This window comes from Pseudomonas sp. Soil_N_39, from assembly GCF_057655955.1.
In genome coordinates this window covers 131,819-145,221 of the sequence record NZ_JBDGLI010000010.1, presented here as the reverse complement: position 1 = coordinate 145,221, position 13,403 = coordinate 131,819, and the positions used below count along the sequence as shown (strand labels likewise).

The 13,403-nt window shown below is 62.7% G+C and carries 11 protein-coding genes; 8 read left to right on the top strand and 3 right to left on the bottom strand.

Annotated elements, in window-relative coordinates; all coding sequences use genetic code 11:
- Nucleotides 1-110 precede the first annotated feature (110 nt).
- Nucleotides 111-1,487, bottom strand: coding sequence for a signal recognition particle protein (ffh, locus tag AC3A5O_RS16505; protein WP_122568777.1), 1,377 nt, complete (start codon nt 1,485-1,487; stop codon nt 111-113).
- A 196-nt stretch (nt 1,488-1,683) separates the two neighbouring features.
- On the opposite strand from ffh, the gene AC3A5O_RS16500 reads away from it, so the two are divergent.
- The 8 genes from AC3A5O_RS16500 (at nt 1,684) to cmoB (ending at nt 11,225) form a co-directional block, all read left to right on the top strand.
- Entirely contained in the window at nt 1,684-2,496 is an 813-nt protein-coding gene (locus tag AC3A5O_RS16500; RefSeq protein WP_060739059.1) for a cytochrome C assembly family protein, read from the top strand.
- A 12-nt stretch (nt 2,497-2,508) separates the two neighbouring features.
- Nucleotides 2,509-3,750 carry an HlyC/CorC family transporter gene (locus AC3A5O_RS16495; RefSeq protein ID WP_305491755.1) on the top strand — a complete coding sequence of 414 codons (1,242 nt, stop codon included), beginning with the start codon at nt 2,509-2,511 and terminating at the stop codon, nt 3,748-3,750.
- Nucleotides 3,751-4,178: 428 nt separating this feature from the next.
- Nucleotides 4,179-5,492, top strand: coding sequence for an MFS transporter (locus AC3A5O_RS16490; protein ID WP_122568779.1), 1,314 nt, complete (start codon nt 4,179-4,181; stop codon nt 5,490-5,492).
- A 152-nt stretch (nt 5,493-5,644) separates the two neighbouring features.
- The gene (gene lon / locus AC3A5O_RS16485; RefSeq protein WP_122568780.1) at nt 5,645-8,059 is read left to right on the top strand and encodes an endopeptidase La; all 2,415 of its coding nucleotides are present in this window, start codon (nt 5,645-5,647) and stop codon (nt 8,057-8,059) included.
- 207 nt (nt 8,060-8,266) lie between these two features.
- Nucleotides 8,267-8,659, top strand: coding sequence for a protease inhibitor I42 family protein (locus AC3A5O_RS16480; protein WP_305469858.1), 393 nt, complete (start codon nt 8,267-8,269; stop codon nt 8,657-8,659).
- 2 nt (nt 8,660-8,661) lie between these two features.
- Complete coding sequence (locus AC3A5O_RS16475; protein WP_122568782.1) at nt 8,662-9,297, top strand: lysoplasmalogenase; 636 nt, start codon at nt 8,662-8,664, stop codon at nt 9,295-9,297.
- A 231-nt stretch (nt 9,298-9,528) separates the two neighbouring features.
- On the top strand, nt 9,529-10,272 hold the full coding sequence (cmoA, locus tag AC3A5O_RS16470; RefSeq protein ID WP_122568783.1) for a carboxy-S-adenosyl-L-methionine synthase CmoA: 744 nt from the start codon (nt 9,529-9,531) through the stop codon (nt 10,270-10,272).
- Nucleotides 10,269-11,225: a tRNA 5-methoxyuridine(34)/uridine 5-oxyacetic acid(34) synthase CmoB gene (gene cmoB / locus AC3A5O_RS16465; protein WP_305469856.1), complete on the top strand. Its 957-nt coding sequence runs from the start codon at nt 10,269-10,271 to the stop codon at nt 11,223-11,225. The genes cmoA and cmoB overlap by 4 nt, the downstream gene beginning before the upstream one ends.
- Before the next feature lie 262 nt (nt 11,226-11,487).
- Here cmoB and tadA read toward each other — a convergent pair whose 3' ends face one another.
- On the bottom strand, nt 11,488-11,985 hold the full coding sequence (gene tadA / locus AC3A5O_RS16460; protein ID WP_305469854.1) for a tRNA adenosine(34) deaminase TadA: 498 nt from the start codon (nt 11,983-11,985) through the stop codon (nt 11,488-11,490).
- Nucleotides 11,985-13,361, bottom strand: coding sequence for a multicopper oxidase family protein (locus tag AC3A5O_RS16455; RefSeq protein ID WP_072408147.1), 1,377 nt, complete (start codon nt 13,359-13,361; stop codon nt 11,985-11,987). The genes tadA and AC3A5O_RS16455 overlap by 1 nt, the downstream gene beginning before the upstream one ends.
- Nucleotides 13,362-13,403 lie beyond the last annotated feature (42 nt).

The following is a 13,403-nucleotide window of genomic DNA, read 5'->3' as shown; positions in this document are numbered from 1 at the left end:
CCATAGAGCCGTCATGAAAAACGGCAAGTCAGCTCCCGCGTAGCGCGGGTTTGCTGGAGATCCCCGCCTCCGTGCGGGGCAACGCCGGCATGACAGCCGGCGCAGATTCTTTACATTTTCGGCATGCCGCCGCCGGGCAACATACCGCCCATGCCGCGCATCATCTTGGCCATCCCGCCCTTGGCGGAGAATTTCTTCATCATCTTCTGCATCTGCTTGTGTTGCTTGATCAAGCGACCGATGTCCTGCACCTGGGTGCCGGAACCCATGGCGATGCGGCGCTTGCGCGAACCGCTGATCAGCTCAGGGTCGCGGCGCTCGGCCGGGGTCATGGAGTTGATGATGGCTTCCATCTGCTTGAACTGCTTTTCAGCCGCGCCCTGGGCATTGCCCATCTGCGCCAGGTTCACGCCACCGATGTTCGGCAGTTTGTCCATGAGGCCGCCAAGGCCGCCCATGTTCTTCATTTGTTGCAGCTGGTCGCGGAAGTCTTCGAGGTCGAAGCCCTTGCCCTTCTTCAGCTTCTTGGCCAGTTTGTCGGCCTTGTCCTTGTCGAGGGTCTGCTCGGCCTGCTCGATCAGGCTGAGCACGTCGCCCATGCCGAGGATACGCGAAGCGATACGCTCAGGGTGGAACGGCTCGAGCGCTTCGCTCTTCTCGCCCATACCGATGAACTTGATCGGCTTGCCGGTGATGGCGCGTACCGACAGCGCGGCACCGCCACGGGCGTCACCGTCGACCTTGGTCAGGACCACACCGGTCAGCGGCAGTGCATCACCGAACGCCTTCGCGGTATTGGCCGCGTCCTGGCCGGTCATGGCATCGACCACAAACAGGGTTTCCACCGGGTTGATCGCGGCATGCAGCGCCTTGATCTCGCCCATCATCTCTTCATCGATGTGCAAACGACCGGCGGTATCGACGATGACCACGTCGATGAACTTGAGCTTCGCTTCCTTAATAGCCGCCTGGGCGATGTCCACCGGCTTCTGGCTCAGGTCGGACGGGAAGAACGTCACGCCGATGTCGTTGGCCAGGGTTTCCAGCTGCTTGATCGCCGCCGGACGGTAGATGTCCGCCGACACCACCATCACCGACTTCTTCTTGCGCTCTTTAAGGAAGCGCGCCAGCTTGCCGACTGTCGTGGTCTTGCCCGCGCCCTGCAGGCCGGCCATCAGCACCACCGCTGGAGGTACGGCGGCGAGGTTCAGGTCTTCGTTGGCGGCGCCCATCAGGCTTTCGAGTTCGGCCTGGACGATCTTCACGAACGCCTGGCCCGGCGTCAGGCTGCGCGACACTTCGGTGCCGACGGCGCGTTCCTTGACCGAATTGACGAAGTCCTTGACCACCGGCAGGGCGACGTCGGCTTCGAGCAACGCCATGCGCACTTCGCGCAGGGTGTCTTTGATGTTGTCCTCGGTCAGTTTCGCCTTGCCGGTGACATGGCGCAGCGTCTGCGAGAGACGGTCGGTTAGGTTTTCAAACATGCGCGATCCTTTCAGGCCCAGATGAGACCGGGATAATGGCGGCCCAGACCGTGAAAAATGTGCTCGGCGAGCCTGCGGCGTGGGCAGGTCGCGGATTATAGCGAAGAAGCGTGCGGCGTACACCTTGCAGTGGTCTTTCGTGTGGAGGGGGTTCTATGCCAAACTCAGCGCCTTTCGGGCTTGCCTAACAGGATTTATGCTCCCCTTGTCACCCAGCTTGCTTGCCACCCTCGCCGCCGCTTGCCTTTATGCCGCTGCGACCCTCTATCAAGGCACCCGCCTGGCCACCGGCGCCAAGGCGAACAAACGCCTGCTGGTCACGCTTGGCGTGCTGGCGGTGCTCGGCCACGCGGCCAGCCTTTATACCCACCTGATGACGCCGATCGGCCTGGGCCTGGATTTTTTCAACGCCGCCAGCCTGATCGCCGTCGCCGTGATCGCCCTCACGCTGCTGGCCTGCTCGCGCATCCCGGTGGAAAACCTGCTGGTGCTGCTGTTCCCGCTGGGGCTGGCCACGGTGCTGCTGGCGCAGTTCGCGCCGTCGGGCACCGTGCAGATCATCGACGAAGAGCCGGGCATCCTCGCCCACATCCTGTTGTCGATCCTCGCCTACGGCCTGTTCACCATCGCGGTGTTCCAGGCCCTGTTGCTGCTGGTGCAGGATCACCAGCTCAAGAACAAGCACCCGTCCGGACTGATCCGCAACTTTCCGCCGCTGCAAACCATGGAAAGCCTGTTGTTCGGTTTCCTCTGGGCCGGCTGGAGCCTGCTGTCGCTGTCGCTGATCTCCGGCTGGTTGTTCGTCGAGAACCTGTTCGCCCAGCACCTGGTGCACAAGACCCTGCTGGCCTGCCTGGCGTGGGTGGTCTTCAGCGTATTGCTGTGGGGCCGCAACCGCCTCGGCTGGCGTGGGCACAAAGCGATTCGCTGGACCCTGGCCGGTTTCTGCCTGCTGATGCTGGCGTACTTCGGCAGCAAGCTGGTCCGTGAATACATCCTGCATATCTGACGGACGGCCCTGATGGATACGTTGCCCGTAGCGCCGTTGTTCGCCGTGCTGGTGGTGCTGATCCTCTGGTCGGCCCTGTTCACGGCCATCGAAGCCGCCCAGCAACACCTGCTGGCCCAGCGTACGGCCTCGCGCGCCAGTGACAAACCGCTGGCGACACTGACATTTCCACTGGCCAGCCTGGTCCTGTGCAATACCCTCTGTCGTGTCCTGGCCGTGGTCATCGGCACCTTGCTGGCGATTTTCACCTGGCTGGAGAACGGCCCCTGGGTCGCCTGGCTCGGCACCAGCGCCGCCCTGCTGATATTCGCCGACTACCTGCCGCGCACCCTGGCCACCCGCCAGCCCGACGCGGTGCTGGCACTGGGCAACACCTTGCTGGGCATCCCGTTGAAGATCCTCTATCCGTTTGCCTGGCTGTTGAATGGCGCCAGCCAACTGTTGCTGCGTCCATTTGCGCGCAAGCCCGGCATGGTGCAACAGAGCGACGACGAAATGCCCGTGCCGCCGCGCAGCGAGCAGGAATCAGAACACGGCAGCGGCCGGCTGCATCCGATTTCCGGCATCCACGCCCTGGACAACATCACCGTCAACGATATCCTCGTGCCCCGCAGCGAGGTCGATGGGATCAACCTCGACGACCCCATTGGCGAGATCATCGAACAGTTGCGTATGAACCGGCGTACCCGCCTGCCGGTGTTCCACAGCGATATCAATCAGGTCGAAGCGGTGCTCAACACCCGCCAGATCCGTCATTTGCTGGCGGACGCGAGCCTGACCCAGGAAGCGTTGCTGGCCGCCTCCCACGAGCCCTACTTCGTGCCCGAAAGCACGCCACTGCAACTGCAATTGCTGAATTTCCACAAGCAGCAGCGGCGCCTGGGCATGGTGGTGGACGAATACGGCGAAGTGCTGGGCATCGTCACCCTGGAAGACATCCTCGAAGAAATCGTCGGCGAATTCGAGAGCGAGCATAGCCTCGACAACCCCCACGTCCATCCCCAGCCCGATGGCCGCCTGATGATCGATGGCGCGGCGTCGATCCGCGAATTGAACCGGACCCTGGGCTGGCACCTGCCCTGCGACGGCCCCAAGACCCTCAACGGGCTGGTGACCGAAGCCCTGGAAACCATCCCCGAAAGCCCGGTCTGCCTGAAGATCGGGCGCTATCGACTGGAAATCATCGAGACCGTGGACAACCGCGTCAGCCAGGTGCTGGCGTGGCATAACAGTTCGGTGCCGGCCGTTTCCTGACCCCCAACAGGCTCAAGGTAAAACACCGTTGTGGCGAGGGGATTTATCCCCGTTGGGCTGTGAAGCAGCCCCAAATACGGTCAACTCAATTTGTCTGGAACACCGAGTTGTCGGGCTTTAGGGCTGCTGCGCAGCCCAGCGGGGATAAATCCCCTCGCCACAAAAAGCTCATCGCAAGCGCCGATATTGTGCGCGGGCGCTCTTGTTGATTCGTTAGCCCCCTTCCTATACTCAAGCCGCTTACCCAGCCCCGCCCGAACCCCGTGCCTACCCCGCATCCGGCCGGTTCCGGCCAGACCATCGGCAAAATCCGCATAGCCCTGGGACTGTTCCTACCCGAAACAGCGACGGGATACCCGCCCACATCCCTGGGTGTTCGACCATAATAATTCGCTCCAACGGAGCACATGACTGTCAGGGATAACCGCATGACGACCGCTACCTGCAACGAGGCTGTGCCTGCCCAGCCGACCAACTCGGCTACTCGCGTGGCGACCGCGAGTTTCATCGGCACCGCCATCGAGTTCTACGACTTCTACGTCTATGCCACGGCGGCGGCCCTGGTGATCGGGCCGGTGTTCTTTCCGCAAACCTCAGGCACGGCACAGATGCTGTCGTCCTTCCTGACGTTCGGCATCGCCTTCCTCGCCCGTCCGCTGGGTTCGGCGCTGTTCGGCCATTTCGGCGACCGGATCGGGCGCAAGTCGACGCTGGTGGCGTCCCTGCTGCTGATGGGTGTATGCACCACGCTCATTGGCGTGCTGCCCGGTTATGCCAGCATTGGTGCCTGGGCACCAATCCTGCTGTGCCTGCTGCGCTTCGGCCAGGGCCTGGGGTTGGGCGGCGAATGGGGCGGAGCGGCGCTGTTGGCCACCGAGAACGCACCCAAGGGCAAGCGCGCTTGGTTCGGCATGTTTCCCCAACTGGGGCCCTCCATCGGCTTCCTGGCAGCCAACGGGTTGTTCCTGACCCTGGCCATGAGCCTGGACGACGAGCAGTTCCGCTCCTGGGGCTGGCGAATTCCGTTCCTGCTCAGTGCCGTGCTGGTGATTGTCGGCCTCTATGTACGGCTCAAGCTCCATGAAACCCCGGTATTCGCCAATGCCATGGCCCGCCAGGAACGGGTCAAAGTGCCGTTGGTCGAGCTGTTCAGCCAATACTGGGCGCCGACCTTACTGGGCGCGGCGGCGATGGTGGTGTGTTACGCGCTGTTCTACATCTCGACGGTGTTTTCCCTGAGCTACGGGGTGTCGACCCTCGGCTACAGCCGCGAGACATTCCTGGGCCTGCTGTGCTTTGCCGTACTGTTCATGGCCGCTGCAACGCCTCTGTCGGCCTGGGCCAGCGACCGCTACGGCCGCAAACCGATATTGATCATCGGTGGCCTGCTGGCAATTGCCTCGGGTTTCCTCATGGAACCGTTGCTGACCCACGGTTCCACTGGCGGCGTAGCGCTGTTCCTGTGCATCGAGCTGTTCCTGATGGGGGTGACCTTCGCCCCCATGGGCGCCTTGCTGCCGGAACTGTTCCCGACCCATGTGCGCTATACCGGTGCCTCGGCGGCCTACAACCTGGGCGGTATCGTCGGCGCCTCGGCCGCGCCGTTCTTCGCCCAGAAACTGGTGGCGATGGGCGGCTTGAGCTATGTCGGCGGCTATGTTTCAGCGGCCGCGCTGCTCAGCGTCATCGCCGTGCTGTGCCTGAAGGAAACGCGCCACAACGACTTGAACCGGGTGGCCTAGGCTGGGCCCGTGGCGAGGCTTTGCGCCTCGCCACGCAAACCTGTCGCCAGCCTGAACGGCCACCAATGAAATAACCGTTAACAATCGCCCACCATTGAAACCACCCCCCACCTGCCCCATCTAAGACCCATACCCCATTGCGCAGGTGCCCCATGAGCGACCAGCACTCTACTGAAGCCACTAACGACTACGCTGACTCCGAACACATCGAACACACCTCCTCCGGCACCGGCCTGGCGTTGCCCGGCCAGAACCTGCCGGACAAGGTCTACATCATCCCCATCCACAATCGCCCCTTCTTCCCGGCCCAGGTACTGCCGGTCATCGTCAACGAAGAACCGTGGGCCGAGACCCTGGAGCTGGTGGCCAAGTCCGATCACCACTCCCTGGCGCTGTTCTTCATGGACTCGCCCCAGGAAGACCCGCGCCATTTCGACACCTCGAAACTGCCGCTGTACGGCACGCTGGTGAAGGTGCACCACGCCAGCCGGGAAGGCGGCAAGCTGCAATTCGTCGCCCAGGGCCTGACCCGCGTGCGCATCCGCACCTGGCTCAAGCACCATCGCCCGCCGTACCTGGTGGAAGTCGAATACCCGCACCAGCCGAGCGAGCCGACCGACGAGGTCAAGGCCTACGGCATGGCGCTGATCAACGCGATCAAGGAACTGCTGCCGCTCAATCCGCTGTACAGCGAAGAGCTGAAGAACTACCTCAACCGCTTCAGCCCCAACGACCCTTCGCCGCTGACTGACTTTGCCGCCGCGCTCACCTCCGCCACCGGCAATGAGCTGCAGGAAGTGCTCGACTGCGTGCCCATGCTCAAGCGCATGGAAAAAGTGCTGCCGATGTTGCGCAAGGAAGTCGAAGTGGCGCGGTTGCAGAAAGAGATTTCCGCCGAGGTCAACAACAAGATTGGCGAACACCAGCGCCAATTCTTCCTCAAGGAACAGCTCAAGGTCATCCAGCAGGAACTGGGGCTGACCAAGGACGACCGCAGCGCCGACATCGAACAATTCGAGCAGCGGCTGGAAGGCAAAGCGTTGTCGGCCCAGGCGCAGAAGCGTATCGAAGAAGAGATGAACAAACTCTCGATCCTGGAAACCGGCTCGCCGGAATACGCCGTCACCCGCAATTACCTGGATTGGGCGACCTCGGTGCCGTGGGGCGTGTATGGCCAGGACAAGCTCGACCTCAAGCATGCGCGCAAGGTGCTCGACCAGCACCACGCCGGCCTGGACGACATCAAGGACCGCATCCTCGAATTCCTCGCCGTTGGCGCCTACAAAGGCGAGATCAGCGGTTCCATCGTGCTGCTGGTGGGCCCGCCGGGCGTGGGCAAGACCAGTGTCGGCAAGTCCATCGCCGAATCCCTGGGCCGGCCGTTCTACCGCTTCAGCGTTGGCGGCATGCGCGATGAAGCCGAGATCAAGGGCCATCGGCGCACTTACATCGGTGCCCAACCGGGCAAGCTGGTGCAGGCGCTGAAAGATGTCGAAGTGATGAACCCGGTGATCATGCTCGACGAAATCGACAAGATGGGCCAGAGCTACCAAGGTGACCCGGCGTCGGCCTTGCTCGAAACCCTTGATCCGGAACAGAACGTCGAATTCCTCGATCACTACCTGGACCTGCGCCTGGACCTGTCGAAAGTGCTCTTCGTGTGCACCGCCAACACCCTGGACTCGATCCCCGGCCCGCTGCTGGACCGGATGGAAGTGATTCGCCTGTCGGGCTACATCACCGAAGAAAAAGTCGCCATCGCCAAGCGCCACTTGTGGCCCAAGCAACTGGCCAAGGCCGGTGTGTCCAAGGGCAGCCTGAGCATCAACGACAGCGCCCTCAAGGCCCTGATCGACGGTTACGCCCGTGAGGCCGGGGTGCGGCAGTTGGAGAAACAGCTGGGCAAACTGGTGCGCAAGGCGGTGATGAAGCTGATCGACGACCCGAAAGCGGTGATCAAGCTCGGGCCGAAGGACTTAGAGGCGTCCCTGGGCAAACCGGTGTTCCGCAATGAGCAGGTGTTGTCCGGCATCGGGGTGATTACCGGCCTGGCCTGGACCAGCATGGGCGGCGCGACCTTGCCGATTGAGGCGACGCGCATCCACACCCTCAATCGCGGCTTCAAGCTGACCGGGCAACTGGGAGAGGTGATGAAGGAGTCGGCGGAGATCGCCCACAGCTACGTCAGTTCGCACTTGAAGCAATTTGGCGGCGATCCGAAGTTCTTCGACGAAGCCTTTGTTCACCTGCACGTACCGGAAGGCGCCACACCCAAGGACGGCCCGAGTGCCGGTGTGACCATGGCCAGCGCCTTGCTGTCCCTGGCCCGCAACCAGCCGCCGAAAAAAGGCGTGGCCATGACCGGCGAGCTGACCCTCACCGGGCACGTCCTGCCGATTGGTGGCGTGCGCGAGAAAGTCATCGCCGCGCGCCGGCAGAAAATCAATGAACTGATCCTGCCGGAAGCCAACCGGGGCAACTTTGAAGAATTGCCGGACTACCTCAAGGAAGGTGTGACGGTGCACTTTGCCAAGCGGTTTGCGGATGTGGCCAAGGTGCTGTTCTGATAATTATGTAGCGACTGTTCCGGCCCCATCGCGAGCAAGCTCGCTCCCACAGGGTTCGTGTGGATTACAAATTTTGTGAACGACACAAATCCACTGTGGGAGCGAGCTTGCTCGCGATGGGGCCCTGACAGACAACACCTTCCCACCTGACACACCCAGTAGCATCTTCGGTTATGCTCGCCGTTCGTCGTGAATGCCGGAGCCCTTATGTCCCTCACCCGCCTCTTCGTCCCCCTCAGCCTCGCCCTGCTGAGCGCCTGCGCCACGCAAAACAGCAACAACGTGACCGTGGAAAAACTGAGCCAGTGCCCGGTGCGGCTCAATAACGGGCAGAACCTGATTTTGAGCTTGCCGAGCAACCCCACCACCGGTTATCGCTGGGCGATCCAGGATTCGGCCGGGGGCGTGTTGAAAGGCTTGGGGCCGGAGGTCTATCGCAACCCGGAAGACGCCGGCATCGTGGGCGCCGCCGGCGTGTCGACCTGGCGCTTCCAGGCGTTCAGCGCCGGCACCGGGCGCTTGCGCCTGACTTATCAACAGCCTTGGGCACCAGAAGTACCGCCCGTGGAAACCTTTGACTGCGCCATTGCGGTGAACTGACCGTGGGTTGGCTGATCCTCGCACTGATGGGTGCGGCCACCTACCTGTACGGCCTGGCCATGCATGCCACGCTGCTGTGCCTGCTGGTCAAGCCCATGCCCGTGCTGGCCCTGCTCGGCTGGCTGCACGATGCACCGCCCAGCGACTATCGGCGCTGGATCAGCCTCGGGCTGATTTTTTCACTGGTGGGCGATGTGCTGCTGGCCTGGCCGGGGGACCTGTTCGTGTTCGGCCTCGGCGCGTTTCTGCTGGCGCACCTGGCCTACCTGAAAGCCTACCTCAGCGACTGTCGTCGTCCGGCGCTGCTGCCATTGGCCCTGGCCTTGGGCATCGGCGCGGTGCTGTTGGGGATTCTGGTGTCGAGCGGTCTCGGGCCGTTGCTGGTGCCGGTGGTGGTCTACGGCCTGGTCATCAGCGCCATGCTCTGGCGGGCGTTGGCCCGGCTGGGCACCGACGTGCCCAAGCGTTCGGCGTGGCTGGCCGCCGCCGGGGCCCTGGCGTTTGTGTTTTCCGACAGCCTGATCGGCATCAACCGGTTCGTGCAGCCCTTCCATGCCGCGCCTTACCTGATCATCATCAGTTACTGGCTGGGCCAATGGGGCATTACGGCGTCGGCGTTCCCGCAAAAGCGGCACTGAACAAAGATCAATGTGGGAGCGAGGCTCTGTGGGAGCAAGGCTTGCCCGCGATAAAAGCACCGCGGTCTACAGTAAGACCTCATTATCGTTCATCGCGGGCAAGCCTTGCTCCCACAGAGCCTTGCTCCCACAGAGCCTTACTCCCACAGGCCTTGCTCCCACAAAGCTCGCTCCCGCAGGTTTTTTGGTTAAAATGCCGGCCTTTTCACCACCCATGCCGCTGGAACCGCCGTGAGCAAAGACCCCGATCGCTTATTCGCCCAACCCCTGGCCCAAGTGCCGGACTTCGCCTTCAACGAGGACGTGGTGCGGGTGTTTCCGGACATGATCAAGCGTTCGGTGCCGGGTTACCCGACCATCGTCGAAAACCTCGGCGTGCTCGCCGCGCAATTCGCCCAGCCAAGCAGCGTGCTCTATGACCTGGGTTCGTCCCTCGGTGCGGTGACCCAGGCCCTGCGTCGCCATGTGCGCACCGACGGTTGCCGTGTCATCGCTGTGGATAACTCAGCGGCCATGGTCGAGCGTTGTCGCGAATACCTCAACGGCCAGGACTCGATGTTCCAGGAGCTGCTGCCGGTTGAAGTGATCGAAGGTGACATCCTCGCCCTGACGTTCCAGCCGGCCTCGGTGGTGGCCCTGAATTTCACCCTGCAATTCATCGCGCCGGACCAGCGCACCGCACTGTTGAGCCGCATTCGCCAGTCCCTGTTGCCGGGTGGTGCCCTGATCCTGTCGGAAAAATTGCGTTTCAACGATGCCGAGGAGCACGCCCTGCTCACCGACCTGCACGTGGCGTTCAAGCGCGCCAACGGCTACAGCGAGCTGGAGATTGCCCAGAAACGCAGCGCCATCGAAAACGTCATGAAGCCCGACAGCCTCGAGGAGCACCGCGAGCGCCTCTTGGCGGCCGGGTTCTCGAAAGTCGTGCCGTGGTTCCAGTGTCTTAACTTCGCCTCGTTGATTGCCCTGCCATGATTGATCTGTCCCCCCTCGCCCGCCATCTGGCCGGCACACCCCTGGCCGATTGGGCCGCGACGCTGCAGACGCAACTCGACAGCAAGATGGAAAAGGGCCACGGCGACCTGGAGCGTTGGCAAAGCGCGCTCGATGCGCTGCCGGTGTTGCAACCCACCACCGTCGACCTGCTGAACGGGCTGACGCTAGACGCCGATTGTTCCGACGAAACCCGTGGGCAAATGCGTACCGCGTTGATGGGCCTGTCACCCTGGCGCAAAGGGCCTTTCGACCTGTTTGGCGTGCACGTGGACACCGAATGGCGCTCGGATTGGAAGTGGTCACGGGTAGCCCCGCACCTGGATCTCAAAGGCAAGCGCATCCTTGATGTAGGCTGCGGCAACGGTTATTACATGTGGCGCATGCTCGGCGCCGGGGCAGACACGGTGATCGGTGTCGACCCCAACTGGCTGTTCTTCTGCCAGTTCCAGGCGGTGCAGCGCTACCTGTCGCAGCCCAACGCCTGGCATTTGCCATTCCCCTTCGAGGCGCTGCCAGCTGAACTGGAGGGCTTCGACACGGTGTTTTCCATGGGCGTGTTCTACCACCGTCGCTCGCCGATCGAACACTTGCTCGCCTTGAAGGACTGCCTGGTCAAGGGCGGCGAACTGGTGCTGGAAACCCTGGTGATCGAAGGGGACGAACACCAGGTGCTGGTGCCCGAGGACCGCTACGCACAGATGCGCAACGTGTGGTTCCTGCCGTCGGTCCCGGCCCTGGAACGCTGGCTGCGCCGCGCCGGGTTCAGTGACGTGCGTTGCGTGGACGTGAGCCTGACGACCGTGGAAGAACAGCGCAGCACCGAGTGGATGAAGTATCAGTCGCTAAGCGACTTCCTCGATCCCGCCGACCACAGCAAAACCATCGAAGGGCTGCCGGCGCCGAGGCGGGCGGTGATTGTGGCGCGGAAATAAATCGCCCAGGCACCACAAATCCCACTGTGGGAGCGGGCTTGCTCGCGAAGGCGGCAGCACATTCAACACGAATGCAAGCTGACCCACCGCTATCGCGAGCAAGCTCAGCTCCCACAGGGATTGTGGTGAACGCAAGATCTGTGGACACCCGGAACCCCATGTGGGAGCTGAGCTTGCTCGCGATGGCGTCGGACCATTCAACCTCTATGTGACTGACACGCCGCCTTCGCGAGCAAGCCCGCTCCCACAGTGGGGGACAGCGTCAGTCTGAGGATTTGGCTCTTCGGGCCTTGAAGAACTCACTCAGCACCGTACTGCACTCCTCAGCCAACACCCCGCCCTCGAACATCACCCGATGGTTCAGGAAACCCTGGCTGAAAAACTGCCCCTGGCTCTGGACGATACCGGCCTTGGGTTCCAAAGCCCCGTAGACGACCCGGGCGATGCGCGAGTGGACGATGAGGCCGGCGCACATGCTGCACGGTTCCAGCGTCACGTAGAGGGTGCTGCCGGGCAGGCGATAGTTGCTCACCGCCTGGGCGGCGGCGCGGATGGCGACCATTTCCGCGTGGGCGCTGGGGTCGTGGCCGCTGATCGGGCAGTTGAAGCCGCGCCCGATGATCTCGCCGTCCTGCACCAGCACCGCGCCCACCGGCACTTCGCCCAGGACGGCGCCTTGGGCGGCGAGGGCCAGGGCTTCGCGCATGAAGTCCTGGTCACGGCTGCGGTCAATGATCTTGGCGGGGCGAATCTGACGCATCACGCCACCTCGATGGCGGCCATCAGGCCGGTTTCCATGTGATCGATCACATGGCAGTGGAACATCCACACGCCTGGATTATCCGCCACCAGCGCCACCTGCGCCCGCTCGTTCTTGCCCAGCAAGTACGTGTCAGTGAAATACGGCACGACCTTGTGCCGGTTCGACGCGATCACCTTGAAGCTCATGCCGTGCAAATGGATCGGATGCTGGTACTGGGTCATGTTCTTCAATTCAAAAATGTAGCTCTGGCCTTTCTTCAGCGTGGCGATCGGCCGGTCGGCGCAGGTCTTGTCGGTGATGTCCCAGGCCTTGCCGTTGATCTGCCAGAGGCTTGGCGGCTTGCCGTTGTCGACATTGACCGACACCGAGCCGACCCATTCGAAATTGAAGTTGAGTTTCTCGGCATTGGCCAGGTCCGGCTCGGACACCGGATTGGCGGGCAGTGCCGGTGGCCACTGGGTCGGTGCGTCACTGTTGGGCACCGAACGCAGCGTCCCCAAGCGCACCGGGCCGTTGCGCAACGACAACTCTTCACCGGCCGGCGGCGCTTTGATCGCCAGGCAAATGCGCATGCCTGGGCCAAGCCAGTATTCCTTGCCCAGCGGGCGCGGTTCGATGGGGTTGCCGTCCAACGCATAGATCTGCGCTTCAACGCCGGGGATGTTGATGCGGTAAGTCAGGGTGTTGTCGAGGTTGAGCAAACGCACCCGAGTGATCTGCCCGGCCGGCAGGTCAATCACCGCCTGGGGCACGCCGTTGATGGTCGCCAGCCGCCCGGCCGTACCGCCACGCGCCGCCTCGCGGGGAATGCTGAACGCGACAAACTCGCCCTGCTCATCCACATGCCAGCTCTTGAGGCTCAGGGTCTGTTCATATTTGAAGCCGGTGGGCTCGCGCTCTTCGATGATCAACGGCCCCACCAGTCCACGCCCGAGCTCTTCGCTGCTGTTGACGTGGGGGTGATACCAGTAGCTGCCGGCGTCCGGCACGCGGAACTTGTAATCGAAATACTCTCCCGGCAGCACCGGTAGTTGCGAAACATACGGCACGCCGTCCATCTCCAGCGGCAAACGGATCCCGTGCCAATGAATGGTGGTGGCGACCGGCAGGTGGTTGATGAAGCGTACCCGCAACCATTCGCCCTGGCGCACCCGCAACTCGGTGCCCGGTGCCGAAGGACCAAACGCCCAGGCCTGGGTCTTGTGCCCGGCCACCAGTTCGACGTCCAGAGGCGCGGCGATCAATTCATAATCATGACCAGCTTCTGCGTCGGCCCTCTTGCCCAGCCAGTACCGCGACGCGCCGCCTGCACCCACACCAACGACAACAAGACCGGCCAGGCCACCGAGTATTTGGCGACGGGTAAAGGACATGAAGCGACCACCTCTTGAATCTGCGACGGACCATGGGGCCCG

Bases quoted from the DNA above. Each gene is read 5' to 3' on its own strand.
- AC3A5O_RS16490 (WP_122568779.1), top strand. From the start codon at position 4,179: ATGACGACCGCTACCTGCAACGAGGCTGTGCCTGCCCAGCCGACCAAC.
- lon (WP_122568780.1), top strand. From the start codon at position 5,645: ATGAGCGACCAGCACTCTACTGAAGCCACTAACGACTACGCTGACTCC.
- ffh (WP_122568777.1), bottom strand. From the start codon at position 1,487: ATGTTTGAAAACCTAACCGACCGTCTCTCGCAGACGCTGCGCCATGTC.
- cmoB (WP_305469856.1), top strand. From the start codon at position 10,269: ATGATTGATCTGTCCCCCCTCGCCCGCCATCTGGCCGGCACACCCCTG.
- tadA (WP_305469854.1), bottom strand. From the start codon at position 11,985: ATGCGTCAGATTCGCCCCGCCAAGATCATTGACCGCAGCCGTGACCAG.
- AC3A5O_RS16495 (WP_305491755.1), top strand. From the start codon at position 2,509: ATGGATACGTTGCCCGTAGCGCCGTTGTTCGCCGTGCTGGTGGTGCTG.
- AC3A5O_RS16455 (WP_072408147.1), bottom strand. From the start codon at position 13,361: ATGTCCTTTACCCGTCGCCAAATACTCGGTGGCCTGGCCGGTCTTGTT.
- AC3A5O_RS16480 (WP_305469858.1), top strand. From the start codon at position 8,267: ATGTCCCTCACCCGCCTCTTCGTCCCCCTCAGCCTCGCCCTGCTGAGC.
- AC3A5O_RS16500 (WP_060739059.1), top strand. From the start codon at position 1,684: ATGCTCCCCTTGTCACCCAGCTTGCTTGCCACCCTCGCCGCCGCTTGC.